Annotated in this window: 15 protein-coding genes; 11 read left to right on the top strand and 4 right to left on the bottom strand. The window is 37.1% G+C overall.

Translation table 11 applies throughout. The features are described 5' to 3' along the window. Position 1: 1 nt before the first annotated feature. Positions 2 to 2,596 carry a polynucleotide kinase-phosphatase gene (locus HOO54_RS18035; RefSeq protein WP_172297670.1) on the top strand — a complete coding sequence of 865 codons (2,595 nt, stop codon included), beginning with the start codon at positions 2 to 4 and terminating at the stop codon, positions 2,594 to 2,596. 514 nt (positions 2,597 to 3,110) lie between these two features. Here the strand turns inward: HOO54_RS18035 and HOO54_RS18030 are convergent. Further along, a complete protein-coding gene (locus tag HOO54_RS18030; protein WP_172297667.1) occupies positions 3,111 to 3,884 on the bottom strand; it encodes a hypothetical protein in 774 nt (257 codons plus the stop codon). A gap of 204 nt (positions 3,885 to 4,088) precedes the next feature. Here HOO54_RS18030 and HOO54_RS18025 point away from each other — a divergent pair, with 204 nt between their 5' ends. After that, positions 4,089 to 4,343, top strand: coding sequence for a DUF3953 domain-containing protein (locus tag HOO54_RS18025; protein WP_253907708.1), 255 nt, complete (start codon positions 4,089 to 4,091; stop codon positions 4,341 to 4,343). 565 nt (positions 4,344 to 4,908) lie between these two features. Here HOO54_RS18025 and HOO54_RS18020 read toward each other — a convergent pair. Next, positions 4,909 to 5,142 (bottom strand): hypothetical protein, encoded by a 234-nt coding sequence (locus HOO54_RS18020; protein WP_172297665.1) that lies wholly within the window; start codon positions 5,140 to 5,142, stop codon positions 4,909 to 4,911. Next, positions 5,139 to 5,684, bottom strand: coding sequence for a flavodoxin family protein (locus HOO54_RS18015; protein WP_172297662.1), 546 nt, complete (start codon positions 5,682 to 5,684; stop codon positions 5,139 to 5,141). The genes HOO54_RS18020 and HOO54_RS18015 overlap by 4 nt, the downstream gene beginning before the upstream one ends. A gap of 122 nt (positions 5,685 to 5,806) precedes the next feature. Between HOO54_RS18015 and HOO54_RS18010 the strand changes: the two genes are divergently transcribed. Together HOO54_RS18010 and HOO54_RS18005 are read left to right on the top strand one after the other, a co-directional pair. Continuing rightward, positions 5,807 to 6,697, top strand: a complete 891-nt coding sequence (locus HOO54_RS18010; protein WP_172297660.1) for a LysR family transcriptional regulator — start codon at positions 5,807 to 5,809, stop codon at positions 6,695 to 6,697. Between the two features lie 189 nt (positions 6,698 to 6,886). Further along, positions 6,887 to 7,708: an FAD binding domain-containing protein gene (locus HOO54_RS18005; protein ID WP_172297658.1), complete on the top strand. Its 822-nt coding sequence runs from the start codon at positions 6,887 to 6,889 to the stop codon at positions 7,706 to 7,708. 941 nt (positions 7,709 to 8,649) lie between these two features. Here HOO54_RS18005 and HOO54_RS18000 read toward each other — a convergent pair. Beyond that, complete coding sequence (locus HOO54_RS18000; RefSeq protein WP_172297656.1) at positions 8,650 to 9,228, bottom strand: TetR/AcrR family transcriptional regulator; 579 nt, start codon at positions 9,226 to 9,228, stop codon at positions 8,650 to 8,652. Positions 9,229 to 9,320: 92 nt separating this feature from the next. On the opposite strand from HOO54_RS18000, the gene HOO54_RS17995 reads away from it, so the two are divergent. From HOO54_RS17995 to HOO54_RS17965, 7 genes are all read left to right on the top strand, one after another. Next, positions 9,321 to 9,854, top strand: a complete 534-nt coding sequence (locus HOO54_RS17995; protein ID WP_172297654.1) for a hypothetical protein — start codon at positions 9,321 to 9,323, stop codon at positions 9,852 to 9,854. Between the two features lie 98 nt (positions 9,855 to 9,952). Further along, positions 9,953 to 10,804: a DUF72 domain-containing protein gene (locus tag HOO54_RS17990; RefSeq protein WP_172299683.1), complete on the top strand. Its 852-nt coding sequence runs from the start codon at positions 9,953 to 9,955 to the stop codon at positions 10,802 to 10,804. 17 nt (positions 10,805 to 10,821) lie between these two features. Continuing rightward, complete coding sequence (locus tag HOO54_RS17985; protein ID WP_172297652.1) at positions 10,822 to 11,640, top strand: sulfite exporter TauE/SafE family protein; 819 nt, start codon at positions 10,822 to 10,824, stop codon at positions 11,638 to 11,640. Positions 11,641 to 11,661: 21 nt separating this feature from the next. Then, positions 11,662 to 13,029, top strand: a complete 1,368-nt coding sequence (locus HOO54_RS17980) for a bifunctional metallophosphatase/5'-nucleotidase (protein WP_172297649.1) — start codon at positions 11,662 to 11,664, stop codon at positions 13,027 to 13,029. Between the two features lie 57 nt (positions 13,030 to 13,086). Further along, positions 13,087 to 13,389 carry a YunC family protein gene (locus tag HOO54_RS17975; RefSeq protein ID WP_172297647.1) on the top strand — a complete coding sequence of 101 codons (303 nt, stop codon included), beginning with the start codon at positions 13,087 to 13,089 and terminating at the stop codon, positions 13,387 to 13,389. A 177-nt stretch (positions 13,390 to 13,566) separates the two neighbouring features. Then, positions 13,567 to 15,093 (top strand): sodium-dependent transporter, encoded by a 1,527-nt coding sequence (locus HOO54_RS17970; protein WP_172297645.1) that lies wholly within the window; start codon positions 13,567 to 13,569, stop codon positions 15,091 to 15,093. Then, positions 15,090 to 15,200 (top strand): methionine/alanine import family NSS transporter small subunit, encoded by a 111-nt coding sequence (locus HOO54_RS17965; protein WP_172297643.1) that lies wholly within the window; start codon positions 15,090 to 15,092, stop codon positions 15,198 to 15,200. The genes HOO54_RS17970 and HOO54_RS17965 overlap by 4 nt, the downstream gene beginning before the upstream one ends. Positions 15,201 to 15,238: the final 38 nt, after the last annotated feature.

The raw sequence follows: 15,238 nt of genomic DNA, 5'->3' as shown, positions 1-15,238 counted from the left end.
AATGAATATTGTTATACCTGATGCTGGAATTGTTTTACTTGTGGGTCCGTCAAATAGCGGGAAAACTCACTTTTTAAAACAATTAATAGATAATGGTCAAATCCTTCCTTCTCAGGTTGTAAGCTCTGATGAGTGTAGAGTGTTGGTAAGTGATGTTGAATTTATTAATTGGCAACAACGATCGAATGATGAGTCAGAAGCATTGTACGATCAATATCAAGCCATCTCTTCAGAAGCATTTTTCTTAATGGATACAATAATCGAAACGAGATGTAGACTTAATAAACTTACTTTTGTAGATGCCACGCATTTATATTCAGAAGATCGAAAAAGGTATATCTCAATTGCTAAAAAAAATCATCTCCCGATTGTTTCCCTTGTATTGAATTTAGATCAGAGTGTTTTACTTGAAAGAGACAAGAGCCGTGAAAATCCAAGAGGAACGAGCAGAATAAAGAAACAGTATCATGTATTTAAAAGAGAGAAACGTTTTATTAAAAAAGAAGGCTACTTAGCGACCTATTTTATTTCCGATCCAGATGAAGTTGAAGTCATCAGAAGAGATCACAACCCAGTTCATCTTGATGTTGGGAATGGAATAGATATTATCGGCGATATACATGGCTGTTATGATGAAATGATTCATATTCTCGAAAAGCTAGGTTACGAACAAAATGCTGAGCAGGATTACGTCCATCCAAAGGGAAGGAGGTTTCTATCGCTTGGGGATATTATGAGTCGCGGCCCAGAGTCTTTAAAAACGATGGAGTTTTTTTTACGTCATGTGAAAAAAGGACTTGCTTACATGATAGACAGTAATCATGGTTGGAAAATCGCTCGTTGGTTAGATGGGAGAAATGTGACCTTAAGTCATGGTGATGAATGCGTTGAAGAAGAGATCAGGCAATATGAAGAAAAGATGGGCAGTGCAAATATCAAACAATTAAAACAAGAGTTAAAGAATTTTCTTCTTAAAGCACCTGCTCATTATGTACTGACCAAAAACGGAATTCCTACATTGGTGTGTACCCATGCTGGGATAAAAGATGATTTTATTGGAAAACAATCTTCTGATATAAGTGATTTCTGCCGTTACGGAGATCATGAAGGGATAGGGAAAACTGGAAGTCCAATTAGGAAAGATTGGACAATTCATCATAAAACAAGCACATTAATTGTTTGGGGGCATGATCCGAAACCGAAACCACTCATTATAAACAATACGATTAATATTGACCAAGGTGTTGTGTTTGGGGGAGAGTTAACAGCATTCCGTTACCCAGAGAAAGAATTTGTTTCGGTTCAAGCCAAAAAAGATTACTCAGGCAGGAAAAATAACCCGTTAATCGAATTAAAGAAGAAAAGGTTAAATCCTCCGAACATGGCTAAATTTATTAATGGATTTTCGGTCTTAACAGATGTACTCGGCGAAATTCAAATACCTAAACAGTATGTGATGCCATCTATCGATATGGTGTCTCACTTTACAGTTCCGATTGAAGAGTTGATCTATATCCCGCCGACAATGAGTCCTGCCCCAACTCCTTCTTCTTTAGAGAATTATCTAGAGCATCCAAGAGAAGTGATAGACTACTACCGAAGCATGGGGATTGAGCGTATGGTAGCAGAAAAGAAGCATATGGGTAGTAGAGGGATATTGTTCGTGTTTAAAGATAAAGAAACGGGTCTAAAATACGTTGGTCGAGAAACGCTTGGTGTGATTTATACACGTACAGGTAGAAGGTTTTTCAATGAAGAAACAGAGTACAAAATCCTTTCAAGAATTAATCATGGCTTAACTAAAGCAGATTATTTTACGAAGAATGAAACGGAGTTTATTCTTGTAGATGCTGAGATTATGCCATGGAATTTAAAGGCTAAAGAACTGATTAGCAACCAATATGCCCATGTAGCTGAAAATGCTATTTTAGATCGGAGCTTACTTAAACATAAGCTTGAAAGTGTAGTGGGCAAAAACGAAGATATTGAGACATGGTACAACGAATATCAAGATAAACTTGCCCATGCGCGTGTTTTCAAAGAAGTATTCCAAAAATATTGCTGGGAAACGAATGATATTGATCAAATCCAAATCGCTCCTTTCCACCTGCTCGCACATAGCAATGAAACTTTCTTCGATAAACCGCACACTTGGCATATGGAGATGAACAAGGAATTTTCTATGATGGAGAACCTCTTTGTTGAAACCGAATATATGGTCATTCATGATGCGGCGAGTGAAGAAGCGGTCATCAAATGGTGGGATGCAATAACAAGTGATGGACACGAGGGAATTGTCATTAAACCAGAGACATTTATTTCAAAATCAAACGGCAAGCTTGTACAACCTGCTGTAAAAGTAAGAGGTAGAAAATATCTCAATATCATATATGGTATGGATTATTTGCAGCCGGAAAACTTGAAGAGATTAAAGAAAAGGAATACCGGAAAGAAACAAAAACTTGCCTTACGAGAATTTGCTTTAGGAGTCGAGGGAATTCAAAGGTTCGTAAATGGAGAATCCATCGAAAGAGTTCATGAATGTGTTCTTGGAACGCTTTCAATGGAGTCAAATCCCGTTGATCCAAGATTATAAAAGATAACATGAATCAGCGGGAATTGTGAGACTCCCGCGGAAAGCGAGCAAATTCTCCACTTTCATAAACATAAAAGTAGTCAAAAATCGACTTACTGGACAGCCCTTATGCCGTTGAAAAGGAGCTGTCTAAAAAGTCCTTTTTCAACATCAATCAGCGGGAATTGTGAGACTCCCGCGGAAAGCGAGCAAATTCCCCAATTTTTATTCATCCACACGACTTTCAGGACAGCCTCTTTTGGTGTTTTAGTGACTCTTCGATTTCACGCTAGTTTTGCGAACAAGACGTGAGCAGGCAAATGCCTGGCTTTTATTTTCTTATAAAGATAGGAGCTGTTGAAAAGAGCAAAATTGTTAAAAGATATACTCTTGTTGATATATCACTGTTTATCAAATGAGAAAAAGGCTTCCTATAGTCAAAAGTCAACTTATTGGACAGCCTCTTGTGTTAACTTCAGATTGAACATCACAGCAATAGCTACATTGATTGTTTTGAAAGTGAAATGGTTAAAGTTTATTTAAATAATAAAATTTCTTCTGTTTCTGAAGTTTTTTGGCTATTAAATTCACGGTAATTTAAATATACAAGTGTTTCTCCTGTCTCTTTTAGTTTTCCGACATAGAATTTTACTAACTTCCCTTTTGTATTTGCGTCTTTTGTAAACTTGCCTTCATTTAATGTCCAAGCTTCTCCAGACCATTCACCAGTTACAGTTTGACCATTGGACGGCTTAACCTTACCTTTATATTTGAGTGTTCCAAATTCAGTTTTTACCGTGTTGTTTTTTAAGTCAAAAGTAATTTCTTTGAGTGCTTTAGTCTTATCTGCTTTTAAAATCAGTTGATCTTCTTTCTTTGTTATTGTTATAGGTGTTTCCCCTGTCTTAATTAATTTCATATGATTTTGCGAATCAAGAAAAATACGGTATTCTTCTTTCGTTATCCCGAAATTAGGATGATAAGGTAATTCTTCACCCTTTTTTGCCTTAGAAATATAAGTTTTAAACCACTCTTTTTTGTCAGCAAGGCTCTTCTGCATCTTCTTTGTAATGGCTTTTATCTTCTTTGCACTATCAGCTTTTAAGCCGGGTGCCTTAATGTCAGCATTTGAACTACCTTCTTTTAGGTATTTCATAACGGGTTGTTTTGAAGCCTGTTCATTTGATAAAGATTTTTCCTGTTTTTCTTTTGTTTCAGATCCTGTCTTTCCTGTAGAAGTATCTGGCTTATTACTACAACCTGCGATAATAATGAAAACCATAATCATAAAAAATGTAATTTTTCTCAATTTTTTCTCTCCTCATTGATCAATTGACTATTTTAGATTAACAATATTTTTCAAATCATTCAACATAAAACATGGACATATGAAAAGTTGAAAATGATGTATATATAAAATAGCATAATTGGTATTTACAGACTTGTAAAAACATAGGGTAATTGTTAGTATTTTTTTGTAAGGTTTGAGATCAAATAAAAAGGGGATTTTTAATTGCTGAAAATTTTAAGGGTTATGTTAACAATAGCAGTTGTTTTAAGCGGAGGATATGTATTCATAACTAATTATTTTGAATTTCAGTCTCATTTTGAATTTCAGTCTTATATGCTATTAGTTTTAAGTTTACTGATGTTAGTCATGGGATTAGATGAATTTCAAAATGGACGAAAAGATTATGGTTTGACTTGTTTAGTTCTGTTCTTATTTGTATTTTTTGTATCAGTTCAAGGATTTTTTTTTAACTCATAAGCTGGCATGTTTCATTACTAATATGATTTAAATGCTCTATCTTCTGTAGCGATCAAAGAATATAATAAATATAGAGAAAGAAGGGAGGAAATGAGCATGGGAATGACTGAGAATCGGCTAGTTTTCTGCCCGAGCAACTATTTAGGACATGTTCTTAACAGAAGAAATTTTGTGCATCATCCAGTGTTACATCTATGCTCAAAACAATGAGAAAAAAATTATTTGATGGATCAACAATTCTATTTTTTATTCTTTTCATGATGATATTGATTGGAATAGACTATCATCATCTAGGAACTATAGATATTATAACTATGGTATTGGCTCTTATTTGGTTGGTTTTGACGATCATAAACCTTGTCCTTAAATGGAGAAGTATATGTAATGAATAGGCTTAAATTGGTGAGCATAGCAACTAACATAATTAAGATCATTTGAAACCGCTGAATCCTATACTGAACAAGTTCTACTAACTCACTTGCCGACAAAATCGTTAAACGAAACGGCTTCATCGACAAGAGCTTTTGTAGGAAATTTCAGAATGAGCAAAGTTGGGTTCTCCAACCTATTTTGGGCCTGACATGTCATTAGTAATGAAAATGGTTTCTTCACCTGTATCAGTTGTTACTTTATGTTTCGTTTGTAGGACAGACCCTGTCATTCTTACATATTGCTTGTCCTTATGGGTTGTAGATGCTTCTGTTTTAATATAATGCCATGATTGAGATGGCTGACAAATGAAAACAAAAACCAATCCTAAATCCAATATCATGACAATGAAAGCTAAGATCCATTTCATCTCACAGCACTTCCATTCAATAATCCACTTGCTATATGCAGTGCCTGCTGATCTTCTAAAATATCACCAGGCCTGTTACCTTCTCCTAAAACATAACCTCCAAAAGAAATACCAACAAAACTAAAAATATAGGCAAACTGTTGTATCAGTGGCAGTCCTTTTATTCTCGGTTGATCTCCACCGACAGCGACCACATACGCCTGTTTAGTAGCTAGTCTTGCTTTAAAGTCAGGGTAATGCTGATCTCTCATCGTCTGTGACCAACGATCTATAAAGATTTTTAATGTACCTGACATCCCGTACCAATATATCGGTGTAGCAAAAATGAGTGTATCGTGGGGGAGGATACGCTCAATGATCGAATCATAATCATCTGCGATGCTTGGAAAACCAGTCTCTGAATGACGCAAGTCTTCAATAGGTTGAATGTGATATTCTTTTAGATGAATGGTTTCGGCATCTTGTTCCTGAATGACTTTTTTCGTTAATAGCTCCGTATTTCCATTAGTGCGCGTTCCACCGTTGATGACGGCTATACTCATGATCGAATCGACTCCTTTATTTACGATTGATTTCTTTCATCATATAATGAATGCAAAAATCAATACAGACGATTATTTCGATTGAATCTATCGGAATAAATGATAAGAAAGGGAGATAAGGAGTGGAAATTAAGCAACTGATCACTTTTAGAACTGCAGCTGAACATGTGAATTTTACTGTGACCGCAAAATTGTTAAATTACGCACAATCAAGTGTGACATCCCAAATCAAATCACTTGAAGCTGAAATTGGGACTCCTTTATTTGAGCGACTTGGAAAACGGCTTGTGTTAACAGAAGCTGGTAAGACTTTTAAGCGCTATACAGATCAAATTATCGCATTAACCGAAGAAGCAAAAATGGCAACCAATGCAGCAATGGAAGCAACAGGAACTTTGAAAATTGGGGCGACAGAAAGCCAGTGTACATACCGTCTCCCAGCAATTATTAAAGAATTTAAGCGAATATTTCCAGATGTTAAACTTGTATTCAAACCGTATATTTCTAGTAAACAGGCTAAACAACAATTATTAGAAGGGCTTCTTGATCTCACTTTTATGATGGATATTAATCGCCCTGATGAGTCACTACATATTGAGCCGCTTATGTTGGATGAAATCAAAATGGTGGCAGCGATCGATCATCCTTTTTCTGAAGAATCATTTATCACACCGCAAGATTTGCAAGATGAAACCCTTTTATTGACTGAAAGCGGCTGCTCTTACCGTATGCTTTTTGAAGCAACTTTGAATCAAACATGTATATCACCTAATCAATTAGAATTTGTCAGTATAGAAGCTATTAAACAATGTGTAATGGCTGGGCTTGGAATTGCTCTGCTGCCCGAAATGGTGGTAAAGGCAGAAATTGAAGCAGGTCTCATGAAAAAACTAAATTGGAAAAATCAATGCCCTGTATTTACTCAAATGGCTTGGCATAAAGATAAATGGATGTCCTCTCCTTTAAAAACGTTTATTCAATTAGCCCGAAAAGGCTTTAAAAACCAGTCTTAATTCAACAAGTGAATGTGTAAAATGACAGTTGTATTTTATACTGAACCATAATACCAATTCCTATCTCATTTGACTTATATTTCAAAATAATGGTTTTAAAATCACTCTAGATACAATACAATGAGGAAGGCATTTGCTGTAGTTCATTAAAATCAGCTGTCGCTGTTTGGGATTGGAGGAGAGTGCAAAATGATTTTGTTTGATTTAGAATATTATCGGCCGGTGTCTGCGTTAGAAGCTATCCAGCTATTTAATCGGTTGGAGCGAGAGGGGAAACAGCCTTCATATCTTTCTGGCGGAACAGAACACGCTTCCTTTGGCCGTTCAAATATGAAGGACAAAAAGGTGATCATTGATCTAAAAGATATCCCTGAATGCCGTACTTTACGATCTGAACACAATCATCTTGTACTTGGTTCAGCGTTAACATTAACAGAACTCACAAAAAATAACGATTTTCCTTTATTAAGTAAAGCCGCAATAGAAGTTGCCGATCAAATGTCACGTGACAAAATTACATTAGGAGGTAATATTTGTGGTCAGGTTTATTATAGAGAGGTTGTTTTGCCATTTTTATTAACCGATAGTAAAGTGATGACATTAAGTGCGGAAGGAACAAACTATTATTCGATTCATGAGGTGTTTAATCAAAAACTACACTTGAAAAATGGTGAGATGCTCATGCTTTTGTTAACTGAAAAGCGCTATTTGAATCAACCTTTTGCAAGTATTAAAGTTCGTGAACAATGGGATAAGGGTTATCCATTGGTGACCGTTTCAGCGCTTGAAGTTGATGGTGAGGTTCGAGTCGCATTTAGTGGAATTTGTCCTTTTCCATTCCGTTCTAAAATGATTGAAAGAGCTTTAAATAACCGAGAACTGTCTGATGAAGAAAGGGTTCACCAAGCACTTCAACATTTACCACAACCTATTTTAGATGATATCGATTATCGCAAATTTGTCATTCACCATACATTACTCGATATTCTTACTATGTTAAGGCATCATTAGTCAAACAATAAAAAGCCCTGTTCAGCTAGTATGGACGGGGCAAAATACTTGTTTTGGACAAGGGACATCATGTCTCTCTAATCGACAAAATGACAAGGAAAGCGGCTATTGAAACGACCCGAATGTCCGCCTTTAGTTAGCACCCATCCAAACAGTTAAATAGATCATGTTATTTTTAAAAAAACAACGTTTTCTCTGTTTAAACATGTATTTTCACAGAGCAACTTTTCGGTGTTGCATTATTTAAATCAAATGATTTGAAAATCATTAATCTTGATCAATTTATTTTGTTGCAAAATTGCTGTTATTGTCAGTACTATATCGAAATTTGGTGTCATGAAGTACAATATTTTGAAAACCCGAATTCCAAAGGTATTTTAAAATAATCCATTTTTCAACTGATTATTCCTCAAGGTTTTGGGTGAGCTCGAAACGGATTGTACCAAATATCTTTTCAACATCTTCTGCCTCCTCAGCTCAACATTTCTCAAACTCGTATGGCATGTTTCCGATTTTTCCACCGAATGGTCTTTTCCCCTGAATGAATAGCCTCATTTCCTCATTCAAATTGATTTTCAAAACTTGCATAGATTAGTTTGGTGATTTGATATCCATACTTATCGGAGGACTCAGGGATCTTTGTGTCAGAATAAATCAGATGATAATGTTTGATTTTCTAAAACCCAAACCTTGTTCAAGTCGTTTGATCATCATCTATTCCATTAATGAAATAAACATGAGAAGGGGCTGTCCTGAAAGTCGTGTGGCTGAATAAAAATTGGGGAATTTGCTCGCTTTCCGCGGGCGATCCGCGAGCCTCCTCGGAGCTCATTCCTTGCTCCTCTTGGGTCTCGCCTGGCTCGCTGTGTTTCCGCAGGAGTCTCGCAATTCCCCCTGATTGATGTTGAAAAAGGACTTTTTAGACAGCTCCTCGTTTCTTATCAGACAAGGTTTTGTAAATGGTTTGTCAATACAGAATCGATCAACTCATGTGAGACACGGTCAGGCTCCAAAATTGCATGAAGTGCCAATCCGTCAAGCAATGCATAGAGACGTTCTGTTTCCCTTTTCCTTTCCATTTCACTTTGCGACGGGCACAGTGCTTCAACAGTCATTTGACAAGCGGAAAAAATTCCTTCATTCATCTCCTTCCTTAGCTGTTTTAGCTCAGGGTCACTGATTGATTTGGCTGTAAATGAAAACCATGCTTCCATTTCTAACTTCCTTTCAGCATCTATAGGTAAAAGCTGAAGGAGAAGCTGTTTTGCATTTTCTTCAGGTGTTTCTGTAAATGTCAGCTGATCGATTCGTGTTTTTGCTCGATTGATGACGAGCTGCATTGAATAAATAAACAGTTTTGCTTGGTTTGGAAAGTAGTGGCGCATAGACCCTGCTGAAATGCCTGCTTCTTTTGCAATTTTTCGAACGGTGCACTGTTCAAGACCTTCTTTATGAATAATATTCCAGACGACCTCAGCAATTCTTTCTTTTTGGTTTTCGTGATCAACAATTTTTGGCATAAATTTATTATAACACAGTTGTACTGTTACGTACATTTATGTTATTATTTTTTAGCACAGTTGTATTATAAAAAGAGCGGGGGACGTATAACATGATTGGTTTTCTTATCATTGCTTGTGAAATTGGTTTTTGGGTCTTGATTTTGTTGGGATTATGTTTTCGATACATTCTCAAGATGAAAAAAATGAGTTTGTTATTACTTGCTTTAACACCTGTCTTAGATTTAATTTTATTAATTGCAACAGGTATCGATTTGTATCATGGTGCTAAAGCCAATGTTGTACATGGCTTAGCTGCTATTTATATTGGTGTTAGTATCGCTTTTGGCAGTCGCATGGTGGGGTGGGCGGATGTTCGATTCGCATATCGTTTTGCAAAAGGGCCAAAACCTGAGAAAGGACCGCGATTTGGCAAAGAACATGCCCAAAAAGAGCGAGCGGGCTGGTACCGTCACTTCCTTGCTTGGTTGATTGGTACACCAATTTTAGGCGGAATGCATTTATTTATCGGAGATTTTGCAAGAACTCAACCTTTAATTCAGACCGCTTTCATGTGGACGGTCATCCTTGCAGGCGATTTTCTTTATAGTTTTAGCTTTACGCTTTTTCCAAGAAAAAAAGATTAAGTGGCCGGGATTCCGGCTTCTTTTTTTAGGGAAAGCTAGGTCTAATTATAAGATTCTAAAAAAAACCTATGATAAACTAGGAAGAGAGGTGAATGTCGTTGATTTATATCGGATTAACAGGGTGGGGGGATCATGATAGCTTGTACCCACCTAAGACGAGCAATCAAAAGAAGCTGACACTTTACTCATCTCATTTTCCAATCGTTGAGCTTGATGCAAGTTTTTATGCGATTCAACCGGAAAGGAACAATGAGAAATGGATAAAAGAAACACCTGAATCTTTTCATTTTATCATTAAGGCTTATCAGGGGATGACCGGTCATCAGCGTGGAGAGATTCCTTTTCCGTCAAAAGATGAGATGTTTGATGCTTTTAAACTTTCATTGACACCATATAAAAAAGCAAAAAAGTTAGCGATGGTGTTGTTCCAGTTCCCACCTTGGTTTGATTGCAGAAAAGAAAATGTCAATTACTTAAGATGGTGTAAAGAAAAAATGGGAGATATTCCGTGTGCGCTGGAATTTAGGCATCGTTCATGGTTTATGCCTCAAGTTTATGATAAAACATTGGCTTTTATGGAAGAACAAAATTGGATTCATAGTATTTGTGATGAACCTCAAGTTGGTGAAGGAAGCATTCCGACTGTACTTCACGCGACAGATAGCGATAAAACGCTGATCCGCTTTCATGGTCGCAATAAAGAAGGGTGGGCAAGACCATCGTCAGGGCAAAATTGGCGAGAGGTTAGATATTTATATTTATATCATAAACAAGAGTTACAGGACTGGAAGCAAAATTTACAGCTGCTTCAGAAGCAATCTGAACAACTCTATCTCCTGTTTAATAACAATTCTGGTGGAGATGCAGCACAAAATGGAAAACAAATGATGGAGCTGTTAAACCTAGAATATAAAGGACTTGCACCAAGACAGCTCGATTTATTTAGTTAAAGAAAAGAGGATTTTTTATGGAATACATCATACTGATTATTCTCGGGTTTATTGCGGGAACCATCGGCGGACTAGTTGGTCTTGGGGGAGGAATTGTCATCGTTCCCTCACTGCTTTTTTTGTCAGGCATAGCTATGTTTGATCATATTACGCCACAAATAGCAGTGGGAACATCTCTGTTTGTGATCATTTTTACAGGTCTTTCCTCGACCATCACTTATATGAAGTATAATACCGTTGATTATAAGAGCGGGCTTATTTTTTTTATCGGATCAGGACCGGGCAGTATCATTGGGGCACATGTCTCGAAGTACTTCAGCTCTTCCTCATTTTCCCTATCATTTGGGATTTTTATGATTTTATTATCTTTGTCATTAATGATTAAGAAAAAAGAGAGAACGGCAGAAAAGAAACACATTGGTGTGATCAGAACATTTAAAAACGATGAGGGAAATGATTATACATATTCTTATCAGCCAATCTTTGGAATCGCGATTGCTTTTGTTGTCGGTTTCCTTGGTGGCTTATTTGGGATTGGCGGAGGATCTTTAATGGTTCCGGCGATGTTACTTATCTTCTTATTTCCAACACGGGTTGCTGTAGCCACATCTATGTTCATTATTTTTCTTTCATCTGTCACAGGTTCCCTCGGCCATGTCATATCAGGTCATGTTAATTGGCTCTATGCTTTGGCACTGATCCCTGGAGCTTGGTACGGTGGAAAGCTTGGCGCTATCATTAATAAAAAAATGAATACGAAAACGATCGTGGTGATTTTAAGGTTGGTTCTTATTTTAATCGGACTCAGATTAGTCTATCAAGGCATATTCAGTTAAAACGCTAGGGAGAGATATTGCATGAGGGAAAAGCTCCATATTTATCACACAAATGATCTGCACAGTCATTTTGAAAACTGGCCGAAGATCGTTGATTACCTTGAAAAACAAAGACAGAAACATATCGCTAATGATGAAGATGTGCTGCTGTTTGATATCGGTGATCATATGGACAGGTGTCATCCAATTTCTGAAGCGTCTTTCGGAAAAGTCAATGTCGAGTTGTTAAACCGTCTTCATTATGATGCTGTAACAATTGGGAATAATGAAGGAATCACACTGCCTCACCATGAACTGAATAAACTTTATGACGATGCTGAATTTCGGGTTATTGTTTCTAATTTGTTTGATCGTTTTGGGAATAGACCGCAATGGGCACAACCGTATTCGATAAAAATGCTCAAAAGTGGATTGTCCATTGCCGTTCTTGGGGTGACTGTACCATATTACCCGATTTATAAACAGCTTGATTGGGAAGTGACAGATGCATTTGAAAGCATCGCCAGTATGTTGAGAGAAGTACAAGGAAAAGCTGATGTAACGATTCTGCTTTCTCATTTAGGAATATTAGATGATCAGCTTGTTGCAGAACGATTTCCAGAAATCGATGTGATTTTAGGATCCCACACCCATCATTTATTAGAAAACGGGATGTTGAAAAATGGGGTTTTGCTAGCTTGTGCCGAAAAATATGGCCACTACACCGGTCATGTCCAATTGACGTTTGACAGTACGACAAAGATAATGACAGACATGAAGGCAAGTGTTTTGAAGACAACAGATTGGAAAGGTGAATCAGAAGAAACAAAAGGTTTTCTCTATGAAAAAAAAGAAGACGCTCAAAAGATCCTCGAGGAAGAAGTAGCCGTACTGGATGATCCCCTCGTCACGAATTGGTTTCAGACGTCTAGTTTGCCGCAACTATTAGCAGATGCCTTACGGGAATGGTGTGAGGCTGACATCGGCATGGTCAATGCCGGCATTCTTCTTCAATCTCTTCCAAAAGGTCCAGTAATGAAAGCTGATTTACATAGGATATGCCCACATCCGATCAACCCTATTAAATTAAAGTTAACAGGGATGGAGATAAAGGAAATCATTCATCAGGCATCAACAAATGAAATGGAGCAGCTTCAGATCAAAGGACTTGGCTTTCGCGGAAAGGTAATGGGGAAAATGATCTATTCTGGGCTAAATCTTGAAAAGCTAACAATCAATGGAGAAAACGTGGAAACTGACCTCACCTATACACTTGCAACAATTGATATGTTTACACTCGGAAAATTCTTTCCGCTGATTCGTACAGCCAAACATATTGAATATTTTATGCCTGAATTTTTGCGCGATCTTTTGGCATGGAAGCTAAAGGCTTTACATCAATCAAAGTGAGGCTATCGGAACAAGTCCCTTGTTTTATCATAGATTAATGGTAAAGGAGGGATAACAATGGTAAATTTAACTCCAATCATGATTGAAGGTCAATCATTTACTGCTATAACGGTCAAGTTGCCAAAAACAAATTTTATGGCCATTACAAATGATGCTGGATATATTATGTGTGGAGCTCTTGATGTTGCCTTGTTAAATGATAGATTAAAGGATCGCAAGATTATCGCCGCTAGAGCAGTGGGTGTCAGAACGATTGACCAGCTTCTTGAAGCTCCGCTTGAATCTGTGACAGATGCAGCTAAAGAACTGGGCATTTACCCCGGAACAAGTGGAAAAGAGGCACTTTTAAAGATGAAATAATAAAATGTCTAAAGCATTCTGCTGAATATAAATGGCAGAATGCTTTTTTAGTTTTGTACTTTTAATTTCCAAAAAAAATATTTTGACATAGGTAGAAAGACTGTATATACTAATCAATAATAATAATTAGAAAATTCATTTTTTTCTGATGTTTCAAAAAGGTAAAGGAGGAAGCTTATGGATCATCGTCCACAGTGGGGAACAAGAGCAGGTTTTATCATGGCGGCAGTCGGTTCTGCTATCGGGTTGGGGAATATTTGGAGATTCCCTGCTGTAGCTTATGAAAACGGAGGAGGCGCATTTTTTATTCCATATTTGTTTGCCCTCCTAACAGCTGGAATTCCGCTTTTGATTATGGAATTTTCAATTGGTCATAAATATAGGGGATCAGCTCCGCTATCGTTTGCAAAAATGGGGAAAGGAAAAGAGTGGCTTGGTTGGTGGCAGGTTGCTATATCATTTGTCATTTCCACGTATTATGCAGTTATTGTTGCTTGGGCAGTATCTTATGCCATCTTTTCTGTGAATTTAGGGTGGGGTAAAAATACTGAAAATTTCCTAATGAAAGAATATTTAGATAGAATTGATTTAAGTGGAGGCGTTATTGGTCAATTTGGTGGTTTTGTTCCTGGTGTCCTGATTCCTCTTGCAATTGTTTGGATCATATCATTAGGTATTTTATTTGCAGGTGTTAAAAAAGGGATCGAAACCGCAAACAAAATTTTTATACCATTATTAGGTGTGTTATTTTTAATCATTGTCATTTATTCGATCACATTGGATGGAGCAGGAAAAGGGCTTGAAGCATTTTTTACACCTGACTGGAGTCAAATTACAAATGGAAAGGTGTGGGTTGCGGCTTACGGCCAAATCTTCTTTAGTCTATCCATTGCATTTGCCATTATGATTACGTATTCCAGCTATTTGCCAAAAAAATCAGATATTACAAACAATGCATTTATTACTGGATTTGGTAATTCATCTTTTGAACTGTTAGCAGGAATTGGTATTTTCAGTGCGCTAGGTTTTATGGCAGCACAGCAAGGCGTACCTGTAAAAGAAGTTGTTTCATCAGGTGTAGGTTTGGCATTTGTCGTATTTCCACAAATCATCAATGAATTTCCGGCATTTAATGCACTTTTCGGATTTTTGTTCTTTGGTTCGCTCGTATTAGCAGGTTTAACATCTCTCATTTCCATTTCTGAAACATATGTTGCCGCTATACAGGATAAATTTAATATTTCACGAAAAAAAGCTGTCATGTTCGGCGGAGGATTAGCAGCACTTTGTTCACTCGTGTTTGCTACAAAAGGTGGACTGTTCTTCTTAGATGCAGCAGATTATTTTATTAATAATTTTGGAGTAGCGCTTGCAGGTTTAATTGAAGTGATTGTCATTGCCTGGTTTGCAAGAGAGTTGAAATCACTGCAAAACTATGCTAATTCAGTTTCAGATATTCAGCTTGGTGGATGGTGGAGGTTCAGTTTAAGTACTGTCACACCGCTCGTGTTAGGATATATGATGTTTGACAATATTAAAACCAACTTGACATCTGCATATGGAGATATGCCGGTTGAATTTCTCTTAAAGTGGGGCTGGTCTGTAGCACTTGGCGTGATTGTTGTCGGGTTTCTGCTTTCTTTCTCCAAATGGAAGAATACATCTGCGTATTCACTTTATCAAGATAAGGAGGTTTCCTCATGAGTGATGCTTCAATTGTAATGATGACAGTAGGCATCTTGATCATTTGGGGAGGTTTGGCTTTAAGTATCACAAATGCAGTTATAAAACATAAAAAAAGCAAGGTTTAATGACACATCCCTATTCATGCTTTTGGCAAGAATAGGGA

Source organism: Bacillus sp. WMMC1349, from assembly GCF_013155385.1.
Taxonomy (GTDB): domain Bacteria; phylum Bacillota; class Bacilli; order Bacillales; family Bacillaceae; genus Bacillus.
The sequence above is the reverse complement of the archived record's forward strand: the minus strand, read 5'-3'. Positions and strand labels throughout refer to the sequence as shown.

Bases quoted from the DNA above. Each gene is read 5' to 3' on its own strand.
- HOO54_RS18035 (WP_172297670.1), top strand. From the start codon at position 2: ATGAATATTGTTATACCTGATGCTGGAATTGTTTTACTTGTGGGTCCG.
- HOO54_RS18020 (WP_172297665.1), bottom strand. From the start codon at position 5,142: ATGAAATGGATCTTAGCTTTCATTGTCATGATATTGGATTTAGGATTG.
- HOO54_RS18015 (WP_172297662.1), bottom strand. From the start codon at position 5,684: ATGAGTATAGCCGTCATCAACGGTGGAACGCGCACTAATGGAAATACG.
- HOO54_RS18005 (WP_172297658.1), top strand. From the start codon at position 6,887: ATGATTTTGTTTGATTTAGAATATTATCGGCCGGTGTCTGCGTTAGAA.
- HOO54_RS18000 (WP_172297656.1), bottom strand. From the start codon at position 9,228: ATGCCAAAAATTGTTGATCACGAAAACCAAAAAGAAAGAATTGCTGAG.
- HOO54_RS17995 (WP_172297654.1), top strand. From the start codon at position 9,321: ATGATTGGTTTTCTTATCATTGCTTGTGAAATTGGTTTTTGGGTCTTG.
- HOO54_RS17985 (WP_172297652.1), top strand. From the start codon at position 10,822: ATGGAATACATCATACTGATTATTCTCGGGTTTATTGCGGGAACCATC.
- HOO54_RS17980 (WP_172297649.1), top strand. From the start codon at position 11,662: ATGAGGGAAAAGCTCCATATTTATCACACAAATGATCTGCACAGTCAT.
- HOO54_RS17975 (WP_172297647.1), top strand. From the start codon at position 13,087: ATGGTAAATTTAACTCCAATCATGATTGAAGGTCAATCATTTACTGCT.
- HOO54_RS17970 (WP_172297645.1), top strand. From the start codon at position 13,567: ATGGATCATCGTCCACAGTGGGGAACAAGAGCAGGTTTTATCATGGCG.
- HOO54_RS17965 (WP_172297643.1), top strand. From the start codon at position 15,090: ATGAGTGATGCTTCAATTGTAATGATGACAGTAGGCATCTTGATCATT.